This window comes from Staphylococcus sp. CoH_129_LAB_1 (assembly GCF_058191515.1).
The window spans coordinates 1-21,179 of the sequence record NZ_JBXWKZ010000038.1 but is presented as its reverse complement, the minus strand read 5'-3'; the positions used below and the strand labels follow the sequence as shown (position 1 = coordinate 21,179).

Sequence of the window (21,179 nt, the reverse complement as noted above, 5' to 3'; positions counted from 1 at the left end):
CTGTAAAATACAGAGAATTAGCAGCCTAGAACATAGTGTTTTTATTAAGTTCCCATTTTAAGGGTTCAGTGCCTAAGCGAGATAGGGTGCTTTTTATATAGACTACACTATAATTTTTTTACAATAGCTATTAATAGAAATTGAAGAGGTAATCTTAAGTATAAAACCCATTTAGGAACAGGTTTATCTCCTAATGGTAATTTTTTTCTTGCCATATAAATGTTTGCTGGAAAAACTGCAAGTAAAAATGCATTAATACCTTTTTTCAACCAATCCGCAGGTCTTTTAGCTAATAGCATAACTCCAAAAAATATTTCAAATACGCCTGTCACTAAAACCGCTGTTTTTCGTAATGGTAAATATTCTGGTACAATCGATCTAAATTGACGTTCATTTGTAAAATGTAGTATTCCTGCTGATCCAAATGCCAAACCTAGCAAATATCTCATTAATTTCATAATTATTCAACTCCCATTTCTTTTAAATAACTTTTTCCGTATTTTGGCAATTCTACGTTGAAATTATCTGCTATCGTTGCACCAATAGAACTAAATGTTGTATCACCTGATAATTCATGATAATCATTAATTTTAGGACTAAACATTAATACTGGAATATATTCTCTAGTATGATCTGTTCCATCTGCAATTGGATCGTTACCATGATCAGCAGTAATAATCACTAAATCGTCTTCCTGGAGGTTGTCGATTAATTCTGGCAAACGTGAATCAAAATCTTTAATGGCTTGTGCATAACCTTCTTTATCACGACGATGACCATATAAAGCATCAAAATCAACTAGATTTAAGAAACTTAAACCATTAAAATCTTTTTTTACAACCTCTACTAATTTATCCATTCCATCCATATTATTTTTCGTACGAATAGCTTCAGTTACACCTTCACCATCATAGATATCATTAATCTTACCAATAGCAATCACATCATAGCCATTATCCTTTAACGTATTCATCACCGTAGTCCCAAAGGGTTTCAAAGCATAATCATGACGATTAGATGTACGAGTAAAGTGTCCTGGTTCTCCGACATATGGACGTGCAATTACTCTACCTACAAGATATTTGGGATCTTTTGTTATCTCACGTACTTTTTCACAAATATCATAAAGCTCTTCTAATGGAATGATATCTTCGTGCGCTGCAATTTGTAATACCGGATCCGCACTTGTATATACAATTAAATCGCCTGTTTTCATTTGATGTTCGCCTAATTCATCGATAATCGCTGTTCCAGAAGCAGGCTTGTTTGCTACAACTTTGCGTCCTGTGATTTCTTCAATTTGTTGAATCAATTCAGCTGGAAAGCCGTTTGGATATACTTTAAAAGGCTGCATAATATTGAGCCCCATAATTTCCCAGTGTCCTGTCATCGTATCTTTACCTACTGATGCCTCACTTAATTTAGTATAAAATGCACCAGGTTTATCAACTTTATTGACTACAGGTAAATCCTCTATATTACCTAATCCTAAACGTTCTAAATTAGGTAACTCTTGATTAAAACCTTCTAATGTATGTTTTAATGTGTGAGAACCTTCATCGTTAAAATCAGCTGCATCAGGACCTTCACCTATACCTACTGAATCCATTACGATTAAGTGTACTCTTTTAAATGGTGTCGTCATTTGTATACACTCCTATTCTGTGATAATTTCATGGATTAATTTTGGTGTATCTACATTTTCTTTGATAAAAATACTTTTATCAAGTTTTTTGATAACGTCATCTACATTTTCACGGTTACTGTGTATGGTTAGTAATGACTCACCTTTTTGAACGGTGTCTCCGACTTTTTTATTAAGTACTATACCGACACTTAAGTCGATATCATCATCTTTAGTTTGTCGTCCAGCACCTAACATCATTGAAGCAACACCTATTTCATTAGCTATCATTTCAGCAACTACACCTGTTGATTTCGCTTTATATTCAATTTGATATGACGCAGTTGGAAGCTGTTCCGGATGATCTACTACTGATATGTCACCACCTTGATTAGCTATAAACGTTTTAAATTTAGTTAATGCAGTACCATCTTTAATAGCATTAGTTAATAAATGACGGGCTTCTTCCAAGGTAGTTGCTTTTTTTCCAAGTACAACCATTTGCGCACCAAGTGTTAACACAAGTTCAGTTAAATCTTCTGGACCTTCACCTTGAAGTGTTGCAATAGCTTCTTTTAATTCTAGTGCATTGCCAATAGCTCGACCCAAAGGTTGACTCATATCTGAGATGATAGCCATAGTTTGTCTACCTACATTATTACCGATATTAACCATTGCATGTGCTAAAGCTTCTGCATCTTTTAATGTTTTCATAAATGCACCATTACCCGTTTTAACGTCTAGTACAATGGCATCAGCACCAGCAGCAATTTTTTTACTCATAATTGAAGATGCAATAAGTGGGATAGAATTCACTGTACCAGTAACATCTCGCAGTGCATATAATTTTTTATCTGCAGGCGTTAAATTTCTAGATTGCCCTATAACAGCAATACCATCTTCATTCACTAATTTAGTAAACGTTTTTTCAGACATTTCAACATGAAAACCATGGATGGATTCTAATTTATCAATTGTACCACCCGTATGGCCTAGACCACGTCCACTCATTTTAGCAACAGGTACGCCTACTGCTGCGACTAGTGGCGCTAATACAAGTGTAGTCGTATCACCTACGCCTCCTGTAGAATGTTTATCAACTTTTATCCCCTGTATTATGGAAAGATCAATCGTATCTCCAGAATCAACCATTGCCATTGTGAGTGCAGCACGTTCTTCTTCTGTCATATCTTGGAAAAATATAGCCATAGCTAAACTGGACGCTTGATAGTCTGGAATATCCCCTCTGGTATATCCTTGTATAAAAAATTTAATTTCTTCTTTAGTTAATGATTGTCCATCACGCTTTTTTTCAATGATGTCTACCATTCTCATTGTGCTATCCCCTTTCTCGATTGTTGCATTTCTATATGATGTTATAAAACATATTATTAATAATCAGAATTTGATTCTAAACCTTTGATAATTTGAACACCAGCACTTGCTCCAATACGTGTAGCACCTGCATTAAGCATTTTGTGGAAATCTTCAAGATTACGAACCCCTCCAGAAGCTTTCACTTCTAAATCAGCACCAACTGTGTCTTTCATTAATTTTACATCTTCTGGAGTTGCTCCTCCACCAGCGAAACCAGTTGATGTTTTAACAAAATTAGCACCTGCTTCCTTCGAAATTTCACAAGCTTTCACTTTTTCATCTTCTGTAAGAAGCACAGTTTCAATAATCACTTTCACAGTATGTCCATTTGCTGCACCTACAACGCCTTCGATATCTTTTTTCACTTCATCATATCTACCATCTTTAAGCGCTCCAATATTAATGACCATATCAATTTCTGATGCTCCATTTTTAATCGCATCTTCTGTTTCAAAAATCTTTGTAGCGGTTGTTGTAGCTCCAAGTGGGAACCCAATCACTGTACATACAAGCACATCAGAATTCACAAGTTGTTCAGAAGCATATTTAACGTGTGTCGGATTGACGCAAATCGATTTAAAATGATACGCCTTAGCTTCAGAAATAATTTTATCAATCTGTTGACGTGTTGATTCCGGTTTTAAAAGTGTATGATCAATATATTTTGAATATTCCATAAAAATTTCCTCCAATGTATTGCTCGAAAGCCTAATTATTAACATAATTTATATGTTTCTCTCATTTATATAGTACAAAAATTCGCAAAAATTTTAAACAAATGTTATCTTTATTTTGAATAAGATTGTTAAGGAGAAGATATTCATGTCAAACGGTACACCACACATTCAACCCAATGGTACTAAAATTGCTAAAACTGTATTAATGCCAGGTGATCCATTACGTGCAAAATATATTGCTGATAACTTTTTAGAAAATGTTGAACAATTTAATGAAGTTCGTAACATGTTTGGATATACAGGCACATATAAAGGAAAAGAAGTCTCTGTAATGGGATCAGGTATGGGAATTCCAAGTATTGGAATTTATTCATATGAACTTTATAATTTCTTTGATGTTGATACAATTATTCGAATTGGCTCATGTGGGGCATTACAAGAAAATGTAAATTTATATGATGTTATTATTGCTCAAGCTGCTTCAACAAATTCAAATTATGTTGATCAATTTAACATTCCTGGTCATTTTGCTCCAATTGCAGATTTTGAGTTAATTACTAAAGCTAAACAAGTTGCTGATGATATTGGAGCAGTTACACATGTTGGAAATATTTTATCATCAGATACATTCTATAATGCAGATAAACATTTTAATGACAGTTGGAAAAAGATGGGAATTTTAGGTATTGAAATGGAATCAGCTGGTTTATATTTAAATGCAATTCATGCTGGTAAAAAAGCATTAGGTATTTTTACAGTAAGCGACCATATCTTAAGAGATGAAGCTACATCAGCTGAAGAACGTCAAACATCATTTACTCAAATGATGGAAATTGCTTTAGAAATCGCTGAATAGTAACTTCTCAGTATTATCATTAAAAAGAGCCATTGTAGACATTTATCGTCCACAATGGCTCTTTTTTAATAGAATGCTTAAACTAAATATGATTTAAACATCCAATTATGTTTATCTACTGAAGTTTGCATACCAATAAACATATCTTCTGAAACATCGTCTCCTGCTTCTCCTGCAACTTCAATTGCTTTTCCAAGTTGTTTAGAAATTTGAGTCAAATCTTCAGAGAAAGCTTTAACCATTTCTTCAGCAGTATAATTAGTACCCGCTTCTTTTACGATTGAAAGTTCTAAACTTTCTTTTAATGTTGCTACTGGATTACCCCCAATTGCTAAAATACGTTCTGCTAAATCGTCTACATATTGACTAGCTTCATTGTATAATTCTTCAAATTTTTCATGTAATGAGAAGAAATTAGGTCCTTTAACATACCAATGGAAGTTGTGTAATTTTGTATATGCTACTGTCCAGTTTGCTACTTGTTGATTTAATTCTTTTACTACATCTTGTTGAGTCATCGAATCTCTCCTTTTTTATACAGTCATGTCTCTCTTTTACAATTATAATTATATTATAATAATTATAATCTGTAAAGTTATTTTACACACGTAACTTAAAAACTTTAATACTTATGAATATACATAGAATCATTATTGAAAACTTTATAATATATAATTAAAAATTATATATTATCAATTAAAAAATATTTTTCTCATTTATCGTCTATCATCATCAATAAAAAATGATTTTTCATATGCATTTGGTTTATGCCAATGTGTTTTCCACATTTTATCTCTATTATTAGCAAATAGTCGATAACCTAAATTTCTTATTGGTAATGGCGTTACTCTAAGTAGTATACCTAACCATTTTTCACTACTTAATGTTGTGATTAATTTTGCTATCGCTGTAGACTCATAATATAAATGGTCTCCTTCTTGTAGTATCACACTATTTTTATTTTTAGCTTCAGGATGTTGTTTAAATAAATGTTGTCCCGCTTCTCCTTTTAAAGTAGCAAACTCATAATTTTTAGGTAAGCCATGTTGTATTAACCAAATACAATAGTTATAACAATACACACAATTTCCATCATAATAAACGATTGGCATATTCTGTCACCTTCCTTTTTATCTTATTTAATGTATTCCTTTTAAAAAGATTCATTAAACACAGAAAGTGGATATAGAATTCATTTCAAATTCTATATCCACTCTAGCTAATTATAAAAACACATTATATTTTTTCTGTTAATTTGTTTATTACTATGAATCATGATTCACTTTTACAATACGTGTATATTTTAAAAATTGTTGTGAATATTTACTTTTTATATCTTCTAACTTTTCGTATGTTACTCCTATAATGTGCCAATTAGGATTAAAATGATAAAAAGAATCTTTTTCACGAGACCAAGTAATCATGTTACCATCTTTATTATATCTAGGTAATGTGACTTCGTATCCTTCTAAGACATTAATATAAGTTTGAAATATGTCTGGATCAAGTCTATTAAAATTGTCAATAACTAAATAGCTTTTGTCATTTTTAGGCATAAGTTGTGTAATAAAACCTTCTCTATAATATAAAGCTCTTGTCTCATTAGGTAGATATTTGCCATATAGCATATCTTCACTAAAATCAGGGTGACCACTAGTAATGACTGGATTAGAGTTCGTTTTTTTCAAAAGATTGTTTGCTGCTTTCAAACCTTCTTCACGTTTATCTACGACGAGTAAAATAAAAGGTTTAATGGTCTCATCCTGTTCTGCAGTGAACTCAGTTTTTTTAATAGTCTCGAATGGTGTTCTGATACCATCATTTTCACTCATTTCTATAATGGCATCGTATTGTGCTTGATTCATACTTGCTATTGCTTGCTTAGCATTTTCTTGTAAAAAGTATAAGTTTTTTAGTTTAGGATGTTTATTCAGTGCTCCTAATGTAACAGGAGTAATATTCTTTTCATAATAAATCTCTATTGCAGTACTATTAGTACGGCCTGGAATTGGTGCTTTTTCATGAATATGACGAGATACTTCACCAATCCCTACGACCGACTGATTACTATTCTTATCGTAAAATATTAAATTATCCCCTACTTCTAATTGATTATAAAAATGATAACCATTTCGTTTAATTCCATTATAAGTATGTGTAAAAATCGTATAATGTGTTTCAGGTTCAAATTTTTCAGTTTCAGATAAGAAGAAATATCGTGGTAATTGAATATTGCCTTTTCCTAACTCAACGATTAATTGAAATTCCTCTTTTGTTAGTTGATTTATTAATGTTTCTCTCATATTATTCATTCGATAATCTAGCACTTCACTACGTTTTAAGTAATCAGTAGTTAAAGGCTTTAATTCTTCATTAAATTTAAATTCAACTCTAATTTTATTTTGTGCTCCCGTTTGAACACTAATAATTTCACCAATTCCTAATAATCCAGTATCTGTTTGTACTTGATAAAAAATTACTTGATCGCCATTTTTAGCTTTTTTGAATGCTCGAAAACCCTGAGTAGGATTGAACTGTGCTCCAGACTCAAATAAAGTTGTTTGTCCAACTAATGGTTCATTATGATTCCATCTTGTATATCCACAATTTAACCAAAAGTAATTTACTTCTTCTGCCATCTAGAATCTCCTTCTTACTTATTTTAAATTTAACATCTTTATTCATGTATATATTAACATCAATTTTAGCACCTATTAGTTATTTTTAGATAGATTAATTTAGATATATGAATAATTTATAAGATTTCGTTTTTTTTATTTTATCATATTTTTTTAATAGATTTGACGTATTATTAATTCACTTTTTAAAATTAAAAAAGTGAAATAGAATCATATGAATTATCACAGAGTTCCATTTCACTTTTAAAATACAATGTATCATTATTTAAACATTACTAGACTATCAATTAATGATAATAAATTAATTCACACGTTTTCTAGATTAAATTCAACAACTAAATATAACTTATAATTAAAGTGAAATCTCCTTCAAATACACTATCTAAATCCTCAGAAGTTAAAATAAAATTTGACCCCTTCTCAAGTTTAAAGATTTCACCATCTGTAATCACTTGTCCATTACCTTCTAATACAGAAATAAGACAAAATTCTCGAGGCTTCATATAATTAAGCGTCCCACTTATTTCCCATTTAACCATTGTAAAAAAGTCATTAGATACGATTTGGCTACGCTTATGATTTTCTACAATTGTAGTTTCAGGTACTATAGCAGGTGCATTAGCAGTAAATTGAATCACATCTAATGCTTTGCTAACTTCTAAAGATGACCCATCAGTTCTATTTCTTTCATAATCATATAATCTATAAGAAATATCAGATGATTGCATTGTTTCATATACTAAAACACCAGAACCGATAGAATGAAGCATTCCAGCTGGTACAAAATAAAACTCACCTGCTTTAACTTTAATTCTTTCTATTACATCCAATACTGCTTCTTCATTCATCTTATTTTCAAATTTTTCTCTTGAATCAGCAGATGTACCTAGTATAATTTCCGCATCTTCTTCAGCATCAATAATATACCAACATTCAGATTTACCATATTGACCATTTTCAAATTCATATGCATATGAGTCATCAGGATGAACATGAATAGACAATGGATTTCTTGCATCCACTATTTTACATAATAAAGGAAAATCTTTACTTGGAAAATCTCCAAACAGTTCTCTATGTTCATTCCATACTTGATCTAAAGTTTGACCAGCATACTGACCATTTTCAATGATATTTTTTCCATTCGGATGTGCAGAAATACCCCAGCATTCTCCAGTTTGTTCACTTGGTATGTCGTAATTAAATTGATTTAATTTATTACCGCCCCATATTTTTTCAAAGAAAATAGGCTTTAAAAATAATGGCATTATTGCACCTCCTAAAACACGGTATTACTTCTCTCTATTTTAAAGTGAAATATCATATTTAAATGATTATGTATAATTAGAATAATTGATTAACCAATTTATCTTTAAATTAAATTTATTACCTATTTAAGCCTTTAATATATCAAATAACACATTCAATATAAATGCTATTCCCTTCTATAGTTAAATAAAAATTTTCACTCATATATATGTTTATTATATCAATTTCATTATTAATTTAATAGAAATTATATATATAATAAAAAAGAATAGAACAGCAAGTTTTAAAACTTACTGTCCTACTCTAACACATAACCTTTCATTTGTAATTAATTATCTAACTACTCAAAACGAGATAATGCTTCTTGAATAGATTGATTACCTGAAAGAATTTGAAATTCTTCATTTTCAAATTTATTTTCAGAAGTTACTACATGTTTTAATACAGAAGCTACATCTTCGCGTGGAATTGTACTTCCTTCATTAAAATACAAGTCAGCTTTAATTTCACCAGTACCTGATTTATCTTCTAAGCCACCTGGATGAACGATTGTATAAGTTAATCCAGAATTTCTTAAATGATTATCTGCATAATGTTTTGCAATTGTATAAGGTTTTAAATCTCCACTTGCATCAAATGCTTCGCGACGTGAATCGTAAGTTGACACCATTACATAATGTTTAACACTTGCTTTTTTACTTGCTTCAATCGTTTTAACAGCACCATCTAAATCAACGATGATTGTTTTATCATCACCTGTGCTACCACCTGAACCGACTGAGAAAATAACTTTATCAAAGCCTTTAAATTTTTCAGTTAAATCATCAATACTATCTTTTTCTACATCTATTAAAATGGCATTCACATCTTGATCTTGTAAAGCTCTTTTTTGTTCTTCTTTACGAACGCCTGCTGTAAAATCAACATGATCATCTTTTAATTGATTAACTAATTTAGAACCTACGCCACCATTAGCGCCAATAACTAATATACTCATAGAATTATTTCCTCCTTCACTTTATTTCATAATATATAAATTACCACTTAGTATCATTTTTAAACTTGTTTACTATACATAATTGACACTTAGATAATAACACTATATATTAAAGAGGAGGTCTATTGTGATGTCCAATACAAATACAGATAGAGATATATTTATAGATGAATACATTCTTAACCGTTTAACTGAGACATTTAAAGCGTTAAGCGATTATAATCGTCTACGTATTCTAGAATTATTATATAAAGGCGAAGCTAGTGTTGGGCATATTACACATGCATTACAATTAACTCAATCAAATGTATCGCATCAGTTAAAGATTTTAAAACAAGCAGGTCTAGTTAAATCATCACGGCATGGTCAATCTATGATTTATTCTATAGACGATCAACATGTTTCTACTTTATTAAAACAGACCATTCAACATGCTAATCATCAAAGAGGTGAATAATAAATGTCTAATCACACATATCATCATAACCATGCTCATAATCATGTTCATACCAATAACAAAAAGGTATTGGCAATTTCTTTTATTATTATAGGCTTATTTATGATTGTTGAAATTATAGGAGGATTTATTGCTAATAGCCTTGCACTATTATCAGATGGACTTCATATGCTTAGTGATACTGTTTCACTAGGAGTTGCTTTAATTGCATTTATTTATGCAGAAAAAAATGCTACTTCAACTAAAACATTCGGTTACAAGCGTTTTGAAGTCTTAGCTGCTTTATTTAATGGTATAACTTTATTAATTATTAGTGGCATTATTATCATCGAAGCTATTAGAAGATTTTTCAATCCTATTAAAGTACAATCAACTGAAATGTTTGTTATTAGTGTTATTGGACTTATAGTGAATGTTATCGTTGCAATAATTATGTTTAAAAGTGGTGATACATCACACAATCTAAATATGCGCGGTGCTTTTATTCACGTTTTAGGAGACTTACTTGGCTCATTAGGGGCTATTATAGCATCTATTCTGATATACGTATTTAATTTTACAATTGCAGATCCTATCGCAAGCATCCTAGTTTCCATTATTATATTAAAAAGTGCAATTGGCATCTCACGTTCATCACTTAATATTTTAATGGAAGGTACACCAGGTGACGTCGATATAGATAAAATAATTAATACCATTACAAAACATAACGAAATTTATAATGTCCATGATTGTCATGTTTGGACAATATCAAACGATATGAATGCATTAAGTTGTCATGCAGTGGTATCTGAAACTATGTCTGTTCAGAACTGCGAAGGACTGCTAAAAACAATAGAACATGAATTACTTCATTTAAACATACAACATATGACTATTCAATTAGAAACAGCACAACATGATCATGATACTTCAGTTCTATGTTCTGGATTACATAAAGAACATTCTCATCATTAATAATTTATAGTATACACAAACAATATCTCCTTCGTTAACAACATAAAAAAGAGTCGTGCAGAATTCATATTACCTTCTGCTCAACTCTTTTTTACTTATATAAAATGATCGAAAATAAATTGTTTGCCTGGTACGCGTTTTTCATCAAATCCTTGAAGAAATTCTTCATTATCATAAGGTAATTTAACTCTTTCAACGCTAAACTCGTTTTCGCTAATTGTGACTATTCCATACACAGCATATTTACCATTATTAAGTCCTACTGAACCAGGATTAAAATATGTTTTGTTATTATCGTCATATAAGTGTAATTGATGATTGTGTCCAAAAGCTATAAAATCTGCATCCTTATCTTCAAATAATTTAATTATTTCTTCTTTTTTGTTATCTACAATAGGCTCAAATGGTTGTTTATCAATACTCTCTTCTAATCTTTGATTTTCAATTTCATAATGTATAAATAAACATTTTTTTCCACAAATTGATTTTTCTAAATATCGTGGTAATGCATTTAATACATCATAGTAATCTTCATCCATTCGACTTTCAATCCATTGATGATGTTCATAAAATTTATTTTTTAAATCTTCTGGATACGGTGTATCATTAACAATTGACATAATTGCTTCATCGTGATTTCCAGCAATAATTTCCATATCCTCTCGATCGAAAATCGTATCTAATACTTTATTGGTTTCATGGCCAATTCCAATATTATCTCCTAAGTTAAAGATTTGGTCGATATCCTCTCTATTATCAATATCATCTAAAACAGTTTGTAAGGCATCAAAATTACCATGAACGTCAGTTATAATTGCAAATTTCACCATAAAGTCTCCTTTCATTATTAAATCATTAGCATATTTTAACACTTAAAACCTAATAATGTTAGTTATTAATTTAAAAAAAACACAAATTCTGATATTGTGTATTATATTAATGTAAAGGAGTGCTTATTTTGTTTAAATTTCATAGTTTAGCATTTAAAAATGCTAAGTCACAACTCATAAAAACAATACTATTTAGTTTAGTAAGTTTTATTATTGTATTTGTGGCATTTGTGATTGCTAGAACTTTCTTCGTTCAAAACTTTATGCAGATGCAACTAGCAGCACAATTTCAACAGTCAGCAGGCGCGTCATTATTTATGATGATACTCGTCGTAACCTTAGGATTATTATTTTTTATACTTGCAGGATATCAATTATTAGCAGGGGCTTTTAATATTATGGCTAAAGCCATTGAAAAAGAGCATATTCAATTTTCTGATTTATTTTTTGCGTTTAAAAAAGGAAAATATGTTAAAAGTCTTCTTTTAGCTTTAATCACTATTGTTGTTTATGCTGTATTATATTTAATCACATTAGGATTAAACTTTTTATTTAATAAAGCATTAACACCATTATTTACATCTATTCAACAGTCAGTAAGTACATCTGATCACGCTATTGGTATTTTACTTACTGTGCAAATTATTTTAATTATTATTATGGGATTCATTATTTCAATCGTATACTGGTTCTTCTTCATATTAATGATTAATTATACTGTTTCATTTGCACGTAGACATGACTTAAGTGCTATAGGTCATTTTAAAGACGGCTTTAAAGGAATTAAAAATGAACATAAAACTTGGTTCAAATTCTTTTTAGCTATTTTATTAATTAACTTACTCATTATTATTATTACACAACCACTTGGTACAATATTAACCGTATTAACTGGAAACATGTCTCAAAATATAGCACAGGTTATTTTAATTATTGCTCAAGCTCTTATTATTATTGTACGTTTAATTCTGTATTTCGTCATTTTAATGGGTACTGTTCAATATTTCTTACGTCGCGGTGAGAATGTGAATAGACCAGTAAAAGAAAAGAAAAAAAGTAAACGAAAAGAAGATCAACAATTAAATCATAAAAAAGAAGAGTTAAAAAACAAGACTTCATCTTTTAACGATACTAAAAATGACGTAAAAGACAACTTAAATCATCACAAAACTTTGAATAACGATAAATAATTATTAAATATAAAAGGTAAGAGCCTGGGACATAATTCCTAGCAAAATAGCCAGTAAATGAATGTATTATAAATTCATTTACTGGCTTCTTTATTTACAATACTATGTATTGTTGGCTCGCTTTCTTAGGGGACAGTTTCAACCTGTAATCTTCAGTTTGTCCTAGTCCCTCAAGAATCTCGCCAAAATATTTTTATGTGTAATTTTACATTGAAATACTTAAAAAAATAAGGACCTTTCGTATCAATTAATAAATACTAATAAACTAAATTAACAGGTTCCTTATATATAAAGAATATAACGTGAATCTACTTACTCTACTAATGGCACTCAATATAAGAAAACGAGCAACCCAACGAGTTGAAAATAATCAAAAGTTTATAAAAAAGACAAGTTCTATATTATTTCAATAGAACTTGTCTTTTTTCACTTATCCAGAAACTTTATGTCCTAGACTCTTACTTTTTTTAATTTAAAAGATGTCGTTCTAAGTATAAAGCCACGCCATCTTCTTCATTTGTATATTGCGTCGTATCATCGGTAATAGACTGAATTTCTGGGCGTGCATTTTTCATTGAAACTGTGTATCCTCCAAATTCAAACATTGCTCTGTCATTGTCACTATCTCCAATAACAAGTGTTTCTTCTCGTTTAATATTGAAATGGTCTATCATTTCTTTAATTCCTGTACCTTTATCTACTTGATAAGCCATAGTCTCAGCGTTAAATCTTGAAGAATTAGATATACTAATATTTAATAACACTTTATTTTGCACTAATTCATCTCTAAATGTTTTAATTTTATTTAACTTTTTATTGAATAGATAAATTTTAGAATATTCGCCATTTGGAATATCGTTTTTCCAATTAATTTTACCATCCATAGCATCTCGACGTGACTTCCATTCACTTTCACTCACTTCATTTTGTGGATGTTCACTATCAATCATGTCTTCCATCCATGGTTTATCTTCAATTAATGAAATTCTATCTTCTTCGAAAGGAAAAACTTCATAATAGATATTCTGTTGCTGAGCGAGTTCCACAATTTTTTTTACACTATCTACTGTCAAACAATGTTTAAATAAAGTTTTATCTTCAATATCGCCTCTTGTTCCATTAGAACTAATAATACCATCTACTTTAAAACCCTCTGGTACTAAACTATAAATTTCTGAGTAAGAACGTCCTGTTGCTAGAAATACTTTATAGTCTTTTTTTCTTAATTGATCAATTACTTCCTTAGTTTTTATTGTTGCTTTATTGTCTTCATGCAATATTGTTCCATCCATATCTAAGAATATTGCTTTAATATTTTCAATTGCCATCGTTATACCCTCCATTTAGTTCTTTCTTAAAAATTGTGCCATTTATTTATCTAAAGTGCAAACTCACTTTTCTTTTAAATAAAGAGGATATCGATTTTTATATTGGATAACTTCAATTTTATTATTAAAAAATTTAGACATAACCGAATTAGTTAAAATGTTTGTTGTTTTTCCTTTATCAAAACAACTAGCATCTTTTAATAAAAATATCTTATTACATATAGGAGTAATTTTCTCTATGACATGAGTATCATAAATAATTGTCAAATGAGGGAATGTTTCATTTAAACTTTCTAGTAGATTTAATAACTGTTCTCTTGCCAAAAAGTCTAATCCCGATGCCGGTTCATCAAGAATAAGTACATCTGGTTGATGTATAAGAGCACGAACAATCATTACTTTTTGTTTTTGTCCTGTTGATAGACATCCTAAATATTGGTCTTTATATGATAACATCCCTATTAAACTTAATAATTTTTCATCTTCTTTTATATGTTCATCTGAATATATTTTATATAGACAGATAGATTTAAATATACTACTTAAAACGACATCAATCATTTTCTCACTATCTTGAAATTTCTCTAATAAACTATGTGAAATAAATCCAATATGTTGACGAACATTTTCTGCAGAATATCCTTTTTTACCTGGTATCATTTCAAACAATTCTATTTCACCATGAGAAGCACTGTCATAGGAATTAACGATATTTAATAGTGTTGTTTTCTCGCACCATTCGTGCCAAAAAGAATCCAATTATCTCCCACTTCAATATGCCAATTAAATCATTAATGATTGTTGTTCCTTGCTTTTTTTATAGATATATTTCAAATTTATCAAATTATCATCTCTAATTAAAATAATTGTATGATAATTCTGATTATTTAACAAAAGGAAAGATTCCTATACAATATATTATACCTTTATTATCACTATCCTAATTCAAGACAATAGAAATATATGATTATAAAGTTCATCACAAATTAAAAAACGGAGACATGTCACTCATGCCTCCATATTTAATTGAATTATTCAACTGTAACTGATTTAGCTAAGTTACGAGGTTTATCAACATCTAATCCTCTGTGTAAAGCTGCATAATATGCGATTAGTTGTAGCGCTACTACTGATACTAAAGGTGTTAATAATTCGTGTACATGAGGCATCACATATGTGTCTCCATCTTTTTCTAAACCTTCCATTGAAATAATACAAGGTTTAGCGCCACGTGCTACTACTTCTTTAACATTACCACGAATGGATAAGTTCACATTTTCTTGAGTAGCTAAAGCAATGACTGGGGTATCATCTTCGATTAATGCAATAGTACCGTGTTTTAACTCTCCACCAGCAAATCCTTCAGCTTGAATATATGAAATTTCTTTAAGTTTTAATGCTCCTTCTAAACTTACATTGTAATCCATCGCACGACCAATAAAGAACGCATTCCTAGTAGTCTCTAAGAATTCTTTAGTAATTTTTTCCATTACAGGCGCATCATCTACAATTGCTTCAATTGCAGTGGTTACTTTTGCTAATTCTCTTAACAAGTCAATATCGTTATCTCGTCCATGCACTTTAGCTACAACTTGAGAAAGAATTGATAATACAGCAATTTGTGCAGTATAAGCTTTAGTTGATGCAACAGCAATTTCAGGTCCTGCGTGTAATAATAACGTATGATCTGCTTCACGAGATAATGTTGAACCTGCTACATTTGTTATTGTTAAAGACTTGTGGCCTAATTTATTTGTTTCAACTAATACTGCACGGCTATCTGCTGTTTCTCCTGATTGAGAGATATAAATAAATAAAGGTTTTTCAGATAATAATGGCATGTTATAAACAAATTCTGAAGCCACATGTACTTCAGTTGGCACACCAGCTAATTTTTCAAGATATTCTTTACCAACTAAACCAGCATGATAACTTGTACCTGCAGCAATGATATAAATACGATCTGCATTCGATACATCTTTAATAATTTCAGAATCTATATTTAATTCTCCATTTTCATCTTCGTATTCTTGAATAATACGACGCATTACTGCTGGTTGTTCATTAATTTCTTTTAACATGTAATGATCATAAATACCTTTTTCAGCATCTGAAGCATCTATTTGAGCTGTATATGTTGGACGTTCTTGGATATTCCCTTCTTTATCCTTAATTGTTACGCTTTCTTTTTTAACAATAACAATTTCATGATCATGAATTTCTTTATATTGATTTGTGACTTTAATCATTGCTAATGCATCTGAAGCAATTACATTAAAGTCGTCACCAATACCAACAAGTAAAGGTGATTTATTTTTAGCTACATAAATTGTGTCTTCATCTTCAGAATCTAACAAACCTAAAGCATATGATCCATCTAATAAAGATACTGCTTTGGTAAATGCTTCTTCAGTTTCTAATCCTTTATTTGAAAAATATTCTATTAATTGAACGATAACTTCTGTATCAGTATCTGATTTAAATGTTACATCTGCTAAGTATTCACTTTTTAGTTCTTCATAATTTTCAATGACACCATTATGTACTAAAGTGAAACGTCCATTATTTGATTGATGAGGATGTGAATTAACGTTACTTGGTACCCCATGAGTAGCCCAACGAGTATGACCAATACCAATGTGACCATCAATGTCATTGCTATCTGCTACTTTTCTTAACTCTGCAATACGTCCTTTTTCTTTAAATACAGTAGTACCTTCATCGTTGACAACAGCAATTCCCGCTGAATCATATCCTCTATACTCTAATTTTTCTAAACCAGATAATAATAATTCTTTGGCATTATTATAGCCAATATATCCAACAATTCCGCACATATTTTTCTTTCCTCCATTACATAGTCATATGATAATTTTATCTGTTATATAAAATTTTTATTTGATGTTGTTTGTTTAAATGTACTGGTTTCTAAATATCATACTTCTATGTTTTCTGTTTATTTGTATTTGGCATTCTTATTATATTTGTACATCTAGTTACCTACATGTTTTAAATAATAAGCTAACGAATGTGCCTCATCCGGAATAGCATCCGCCGATTATATCGATAACTATTCTCCTCGTCTACAATATAATTAATATATCTATCAGCATTCTCCTAATTAATACTAAATGATTAACATATTAATTATTTGTCCAGGCGCTTTGTTTTATTATTATTTCATCTGTCCTCCTTTCTTCCAATACTCTTCATTTTACCCTTTTTTCTTAATTATTTTCAAATATTATGATATTTAATTCTTACACTTATAATATTAATTGATATTCACTTTATATTTTTGATAAAAAATACCCTCTATAAAGTTTTCAGTTTTACAACTTTAACTTTAAAGAGAGTATATTCTTATTTATTTTAATTATACTATTAATCTAATCCCATTTTTTCTTTTACTTTATCAGCAATTTTTTGAGCGTAGCGTTCAGCATCTTCATTTGTAGCTGCCTCAACCATAACTCTTACTAATGGTTCAGTTCCTGAAGGTCTAACTAGTATTCTTCCTTCACCATTCATTTCATTTTCAACTTCATTCATAACAATTTTAACATCTTCATTTTCAGATACATGATGTTTATCTGTAACTTTTACATTTATTAATGATTGCGGATATTTTTTCATTTGTGCTGCTAACTCACTTAACGTTTTACCACTAGATTTAATAATACCAGCAAGTTGTACTCCAGTTAAAAGTCCGTCACCAGTCGTGTTATAGTCCATCATTACTATATGTCCTGATTGTTCTCCTCCTAGATTATAATTACCTCGTCTCATTTCTTCAACGACATATCTATCTCCAACTTTTGTTTTATTTGATTCAATACCTTCTGTCTCTAAAGCTTTATAAAACCCTAAGTTACTCATCACGGTAGATACAATCATATTATTATTTAATTCATGATTTTTATGCATTTCTTGACCAATAATAAACATAATTTGGTCACCATCAATGATGTTACCTTTTTCATCAACAGCAATTAAACGATCTCCATCTCCATCAAAAGCTAAACCAAAATCACTTTGAGTTTCTACAACTTTTTCAGCTAAATGTTCAGGATGAGTAGATCCACATTCATCATTAATATTGTATCCATCAGGATTACAACCAATTGTAATTGTCGTTGCTTCTAAATCACCAAATAAGAAAGGCGCAAGTGAAGAAGTTGATCCATTTGCTCCATCTAAAGTAATTTTAAGTCCCTCTAAATTTGTATCAATTGTAGATTTAAGATAACTTAAGTATTTTTGTGCACCTTCATAGTAATCTGAAAAATGCATAATATCTTTACCCGCAGGACGTGGTAAGTCAGGTTGTTCTTGATCTAATAATTGTTCAATTTCTTCTTCTTGCTTATCTGAAAGTTTAAATCCATCAGCACCAAAAAACTTAATGCCATTATCAGCTACAGGATTATGAGAAGCAGAAATCATTACTCCTAATTGTGCTTCCATTTCCCGTGTTAAATATGCAACTCCTGGAGTAGAAATAACTCCTAATCTCATTACTTCTGCACCTATTGAAGCTAATCCAGCAATTAAAGCAGATTCTAGCATTTCACCAGATACACGAGTATCTCTACCAACTAAAACTCTAGGATGTTTCTCTCCTTCATTGTGTGCTAATACATAACCACCATAGCGTCCAAGCTTAAATGCTAATTCAGGTGTTAATTCTTTATTAGCTACTCCCCTTACTCCATCAGTTCCAAAATATTTTCCCATTTTTATTTCTCCTTTATTATCTAATATATTAATTTAAATTAACATGTGCTGTTACTTTATTGAATTCAGACTTCTTAACCTGTTTAGGTAGTTTGAGTTGAAGTGTCTTATCAGTCGACTCAGTTATATCATCTAAATTCACTTCAGCTTCTACTTCATTAATATCTTTCAAATCATCTTTATTACCATAAATTTCTACTTCATTCTCGTTTAGTTTAATATTATCTAAATTTTCACCATCAGGTAATGACCCTTTTTTAACAGTCTTAATTTTTACCTTTTTACTGTAAGGTTCAAGTTTCACTGACATTTTAACGTTATTAGGTTTTATTTGTACGTTTAGTTTATTCAACTGTTTATCAAATGCAGCAATTTCAGCTAATTCAGAAGTATTTTCACTAATATTTGTAGCATTTTTAAATGTAGCTTTTAAATAAGCAATTTTATCTAATTGCTTTTCACCACCAATAACTTGAACAGTATCTTTATCTAGAGAAGCTTCACTAACTTTATAATTTGAATTAATATTATTTTGTGCAATATCAGGTTGAACATGCATCGTTTTAGTAACTTTATCCTCTAAAGTGATATAAGCATGTTTTGGCTTAACATTATAACTAATATCGTTACTTAGTCCTTTAACAATATAATCTTCTTTATAATTACCTGCTTTTGCATTAGATAAATCAACTGTAACCTTGATATCATCTGAACTTTCAATTTTTAATAACTTTGATTGAGGTCCCGAGATAGTAACATCAACGGTATCTGTTGATTTAGTAACGTGTAAGCTTTTAGTATTATAAAGAATTTCTACCGGTACATCTTCAATTGTTTTAGAAGAATTTTGAGATAGATTGTCATTGTTAAAAATATTTCCAAACACGTTATTTACAGAAAGATAAAAAAAGATTGCTAATATTAAGGCAAAAAATCTTAATCCCCATTTACTTTCTAACATGCTATTTCACACCCTTCTTTTGAGCGCGAGTTCCAAACCAATGTTCAGCTAATAACTCTTCGAATACTTCATTAGAGACATCTCGTCTTAATTTGCCATCGAAAGTAACTGATATTGAACCGGTTTCTTCAGATACCACCACAGTAAATGAATCCGAAACCTCAGAAATCCCTACGGCCGCTCTATGTCTAGTACCTAAACTTTTAGAAATTTTATTACTATCTGAAAGTGGTAAATAACATGCAGCACTAGCAATTTTAGTGTTTTGAACAATCATTGCTCCATCATGTAATGGTGTATTAGGTATAAAAACATTTATTAGTAATTCTTGAGATATTTCAGAATTCATTGATATACCAGTTTCAATATAGTCTTGCAATCCAGTTTCCTTTTCAAAAACAATTAATGCTCCAATTCGTCTTTTAGCCATATACTGAACAGCCTTTGATACAGATTGGATTAATTTTTCTTCATCATGACTGTAAGTATTGGTATAACGCTTAAATAAGCTTCCACGCCCTAATTGTTCAAGTGCTCGTCTAATTTCTGGTTGAAATATCACAATTAAAGCCAAAACGCCCCATTGAATCACAATATCAAATAACTTTGAGGTAGCAGTTAAATTAAGAAGTTTACTTACTTGTTGTCCAATAACTATAAATAATATACCTTTAAGCAGTTGAATTGCTTTAGTTCCTTTAAATACAGTAATGAGAAGATAAAGGACATACCAGACGATAAGTATATCTAATATACTTGTAATAATCTTCAAAGTACTAAGATTATTAAAAAAGTTGGAAAAATCCATAACATCTCCTCCGTATATAACTTTCATACTCATAATTATACCAATGATAGATATAACTGTCATACTATGAAAATAATACTTATAAATTTTTTCAAAAAACCAATATTAAAAATGAGTAATAAAAAAGCACTCCATTAAGGAGTGCGTAAAGTGAGCCATAGAGGAATCGAACCTCTGACCCTCTGATTAAAAGTCAGATGCTCTACCAACTGAGCTAATGGCTCGTATGGCTGGGCTAGCTGGATTCGAACCAGCGCGTGACGGAGTCAAAGTCCGTTGCCTTACCGCTTGGCTATAGCCCAATAAGATGGTGGAGGGGGGCAGATTCGAACTGCCGAACCCGAAGGAGCGGATTTACAGTCCGCCGCGTTTAGCCACTTCGCTACCCCTCCATTAAGATGGTGCCGGCCAGAGGACTTGAACCCCCAACCTACTGATTACAAGTCAGTTGCTCTACCAATTGAGCTAGGCC

Annotated in this window: 19 protein-coding genes, 3 tRNA genes and 1 pseudogene; 4 read left to right on the top strand and 19 right to left on the bottom strand. The window is 30.5% G+C overall.

Annotated elements, in window-relative coordinates; genetic code table 11:
• Positions 1–107 precede the first annotated feature (107 nt).
• Genes AC2FB1_RS10065 through deoC form a run of 4 tightly spaced genes read right to left on the bottom strand, consistent with a single transcriptional unit; the run spans position 108 to position 3,678 of the window.
• Complete coding sequence (locus tag AC2FB1_RS10065; protein WP_490675100.1) at positions 108–458, bottom strand: DoxX family protein; 351 nt, start codon at positions 456–458, stop codon at positions 108–110.
• 2 nt (positions 459–460) lie between these two features.
• Positions 461–1,645: a phosphopentomutase gene (gene deoB / locus AC2FB1_RS10060; protein ID WP_490675099.1), complete on the bottom strand. Its 1,185-nt coding sequence runs from the start codon at positions 1,643–1,645 to the stop codon at positions 461–463.
• Positions 1,646–1,657: 12 nt separating this feature from the next.
• A complete protein-coding gene (locus AC2FB1_RS10055; protein ID WP_490675098.1) occupies positions 1,658–2,959 on the bottom strand; it encodes a pyrimidine-nucleoside phosphorylase in 1,302 nt (433 codons plus the stop codon).
• 56 nt (positions 2,960–3,015) lie between these two features.
• Positions 3,016–3,678, bottom strand: coding sequence for a deoxyribose-phosphate aldolase (deoC, locus tag AC2FB1_RS10050; protein ID WP_490675096.1), 663 nt, complete (start codon positions 3,676–3,678; stop codon positions 3,016–3,018).
• Positions 3,679–3,823: 145 nt separating this feature from the next.
• Between deoC and deoD the strand changes: the two genes are divergently transcribed.
• The gene (gene deoD / locus AC2FB1_RS10045; protein ID WP_490675095.1) at positions 3,824–4,534 is read left to right on the top strand and encodes a purine-nucleoside phosphorylase; all 711 of its coding nucleotides are present in this window, start codon (positions 3,824–3,826) and stop codon (positions 4,532–4,534) included.
• 77 nt (positions 4,535–4,611) lie between these two features.
• Here deoD and AC2FB1_RS10040 read toward each other — a convergent pair whose 3' ends face one another.
• The 5 genes from AC2FB1_RS10040 to AC2FB1_RS10020 all read right to left on the bottom strand — a co-directional run bounded on the left by AC2FB1_RS10040 (position 4,612) and on the right by AC2FB1_RS10020 (position 9,439).
• Positions 4,612–5,052: a Dps family protein gene (locus AC2FB1_RS10040; protein WP_490675094.1), complete on the bottom strand. Its 441-nt coding sequence runs from the start codon at positions 5,050–5,052 to the stop codon at positions 4,612–4,614.
• 198 nt (positions 5,053–5,250) lie between these two features.
• Positions 5,251–5,646 (bottom strand): thiol-disulfide oxidoreductase DCC family protein, encoded by a 396-nt coding sequence (locus AC2FB1_RS10035; protein WP_490675092.1) that lies wholly within the window; start codon positions 5,644–5,646, stop codon positions 5,251–5,253.
• A 153-nt stretch (positions 5,647–5,799) separates the two neighbouring features.
• Positions 5,800–7,173 (bottom strand): EVE domain-containing protein, encoded by a 1,374-nt coding sequence (locus AC2FB1_RS10030; protein ID WP_490675091.1) that lies wholly within the window; start codon positions 7,171–7,173, stop codon positions 5,800–5,802.
• Positions 7,174–7,508: 335 nt separating this feature from the next.
• A complete protein-coding gene (locus AC2FB1_RS10025) occupies positions 7,509–8,441 on the bottom strand; it encodes a type I phosphomannose isomerase catalytic subunit (protein WP_490675090.1) in 933 nt (310 codons plus the stop codon).
• A gap of 341 nt (positions 8,442–8,782) precedes the next feature.
• Positions 8,783–9,439, bottom strand: a complete 657-nt coding sequence (locus tag AC2FB1_RS10020) for an SDR family oxidoreductase (protein WP_490675089.1) — start codon at positions 9,437–9,439, stop codon at positions 8,783–8,785.
• Between the two features lie 130 nt (positions 9,440–9,569).
• On the opposite strand from AC2FB1_RS10020, the gene AC2FB1_RS10015 reads away from it, so the two are divergent.
• Both AC2FB1_RS10015 and czrB read left to right on the top strand, forming a co-directional pair.
• Positions 9,570–9,896: an ArsR/SmtB family transcription factor gene (locus AC2FB1_RS10015; RefSeq protein ID WP_490675088.1), complete on the top strand. Its 327-nt coding sequence runs from the start codon at positions 9,570–9,572 to the stop codon at positions 9,894–9,896.
• Between the two features lie 3 nt (positions 9,897–9,899).
• On the top strand, positions 9,900–10,853 hold the full coding sequence (czrB, locus tag AC2FB1_RS10010) for a CDF family zinc efflux transporter CzrB (protein ID WP_490675087.1): 954 nt from the start codon (positions 9,900–9,902) through the stop codon (positions 10,851–10,853).
• A gap of 95 nt (positions 10,854–10,948) precedes the next feature.
• On the opposite strand, the gene AC2FB1_RS10005 is transcribed toward czrB, so the two are convergent.
• Positions 10,949–11,683, bottom strand: coding sequence for a metallophosphoesterase family protein (locus AC2FB1_RS10005; protein ID WP_490675086.1), 735 nt, complete (start codon positions 11,681–11,683; stop codon positions 10,949–10,951).
• Positions 11,684–11,811: 128 nt separating this feature from the next.
• On the opposite strand from AC2FB1_RS10005, the gene AC2FB1_RS10000 reads away from it, so the two are divergent.
• The gene (locus tag AC2FB1_RS10000) at positions 11,812–12,873 is read left to right on the top strand and encodes a YtxH domain-containing protein (protein ID WP_490675084.1); all 1,062 of its coding nucleotides are present in this window, start codon (positions 11,812–11,814) and stop codon (positions 12,871–12,873) included.
• Between the two features lie 467 nt (positions 12,874–13,340).
• Here AC2FB1_RS10000 and AC2FB1_RS09995 read toward each other — a convergent pair whose 3' ends face one another.
• The 9 genes and pseudogenes from AC2FB1_RS09995 to AC2FB1_RS09955 all read right to left on the bottom strand — a co-directional run bounded on the left by AC2FB1_RS09995 (position 13,341) and on the right by AC2FB1_RS09955 (position 21,099).
• Entirely contained in the window at positions 13,341–14,195 is an 855-nt protein-coding gene (locus tag AC2FB1_RS09995) for an HAD family hydrolase (RefSeq protein ID WP_490675102.1), read from the bottom strand.
• 69 nt (positions 14,196–14,264) lie between these two features.
• Positions 14,265–15,044: pseudogene (locus AC2FB1_RS09990) on the bottom strand (ABC transporter ATP-binding protein).
• Positions 15,045–15,232: 188 nt separating this feature from the next.
• Positions 15,233–17,038: a glutamine--fructose-6-phosphate transaminase (isomerizing) gene (gene glmS / locus AC2FB1_RS09985; RefSeq protein ID WP_490675083.1), complete on the bottom strand. Its 1,806-nt coding sequence runs from the start codon at positions 17,036–17,038 to the stop codon at positions 15,233–15,235.
• Positions 17,039–17,585: 547 nt separating this feature from the next.
• Complete coding sequence (glmM, locus tag AC2FB1_RS09980) at positions 17,586–18,938, bottom strand: phosphoglucosamine mutase (protein WP_490675082.1); 1,353 nt, start codon at positions 18,936–18,938, stop codon at positions 17,586–17,588.
• A gap of 28 nt (positions 18,939–18,966) precedes the next feature.
• The gene (locus AC2FB1_RS09975; protein ID WP_490675081.1) at positions 18,967–19,899 is read right to left on the bottom strand and encodes a CdaR family protein; all 933 of its coding nucleotides are present in this window, start codon (positions 19,897–19,899) and stop codon (positions 18,967–18,969) included.
• Between the two features lies 1 nt (position 19,900).
• The gene (gene cdaA, locus AC2FB1_RS09970; protein WP_490675080.1) at positions 19,901–20,707 is read right to left on the bottom strand and encodes a diadenylate cyclase CdaA; all 807 of its coding nucleotides are present in this window, start codon (positions 20,705–20,707) and stop codon (positions 19,901–19,903) included.
• Between the two features lie 151 nt (positions 20,708–20,858).
• A tRNA-Lys gene (locus AC2FB1_RS09965) sits at positions 20,859–20,931 on the bottom strand.
• A gap of 3 nt (positions 20,932–20,934) precedes the next feature.
• Positions 20,935–21,009 (bottom strand) — tRNA-Gln (locus AC2FB1_RS09960).
• Between the two features lie 6 nt (positions 21,010–21,015).
• Positions 21,016–21,099 (bottom strand) — tRNA-Tyr (locus AC2FB1_RS09955).
• Positions 21,100–21,179 lie beyond the last annotated feature (80 nt).

Coding starts and splice junctions, on each gene's coding strand:
- AC2FB1_RS10065 (WP_490675100.1), bottom strand. CDS start 458: ATGAAATTAATGAGATATTTGCTAGGTTTGGCATTTGGATCAGCAGGA.
- deoB (WP_490675099.1), bottom strand. CDS start 1,645: ATGACGACACCATTTAAAAGAGTACACTTAATCGTAATGGATTCAGTA.
- AC2FB1_RS10055 (WP_490675098.1), bottom strand. CDS start 2,959: ATGAGAATGGTAGACATCATTGAAAAAAAGCGTGATGGACAATCATTA.
- deoC (WP_490675096.1), bottom strand. CDS start 3,678: ATGGAATATTCAAAATATATTGATCATACACTTTTAAAACCGGAATCA.
- deoD (WP_490675095.1), top strand. CDS start 3,824: ATGTCAAACGGTACACCACACATTCAACCCAATGGTACTAAAATTGCT.
- AC2FB1_RS10040 (WP_490675094.1), bottom strand. CDS start 5,052: ATGACTCAACAAGATGTAGTAAAAGAATTAAATCAACAAGTAGCAAAC.
- AC2FB1_RS10035 (WP_490675092.1), bottom strand. CDS start 5,646: ATGCCAATCGTTTATTATGATGGAAATTGTGTGTATTGTTATAACTAT.
- AC2FB1_RS10030 (WP_490675091.1), bottom strand. CDS start 7,173: ATGGCAGAAGAAGTAAATTACTTTTGGTTAAATTGTGGATATACAAGA.
- AC2FB1_RS10025 (WP_490675090.1), bottom strand. CDS start 8,441: ATGCCATTATTTTTAAAGCCTATTTTCTTTGAAAAAATATGGGGCGGT.
- AC2FB1_RS10020 (WP_490675089.1), bottom strand. CDS start 9,439: ATGAGTATATTAGTTATTGGCGCTAATGGTGGCGTAGGTTCTAAATTA.
- AC2FB1_RS10015 (WP_490675088.1), top strand. CDS start 9,570: ATGTCCAATACAAATACAGATAGAGATATATTTATAGATGAATACATT.
- czrB (WP_490675087.1), top strand. CDS start 9,900: ATGTCTAATCACACATATCATCATAACCATGCTCATAATCATGTTCAT.
- AC2FB1_RS10005 (WP_490675086.1), bottom strand. CDS start 11,683: ATGGTGAAATTTGCAATTATAACTGACGTTCATGGTAATTTTGATGCC.
- glmS (WP_490675083.1), bottom strand. CDS start 17,038: ATGTGCGGAATTGTTGGATATATTGGCTATAATAATGCCAAAGAATTA.
- glmM (WP_490675082.1), bottom strand. CDS start 18,938: ATGGGAAAATATTTTGGAACTGATGGAGTAAGGGGAGTAGCTAATAAA.
- AC2FB1_RS09975 (WP_490675081.1), bottom strand. CDS start 19,899: ATGTTAGAAAGTAAATGGGGATTAAGATTTTTTGCCTTAATATTAGCA.
- cdaA (WP_490675080.1), bottom strand. CDS start 20,707: ATGGATTTTTCCAACTTTTTTAATAATCTTAGTACTTTGAAGATTATT.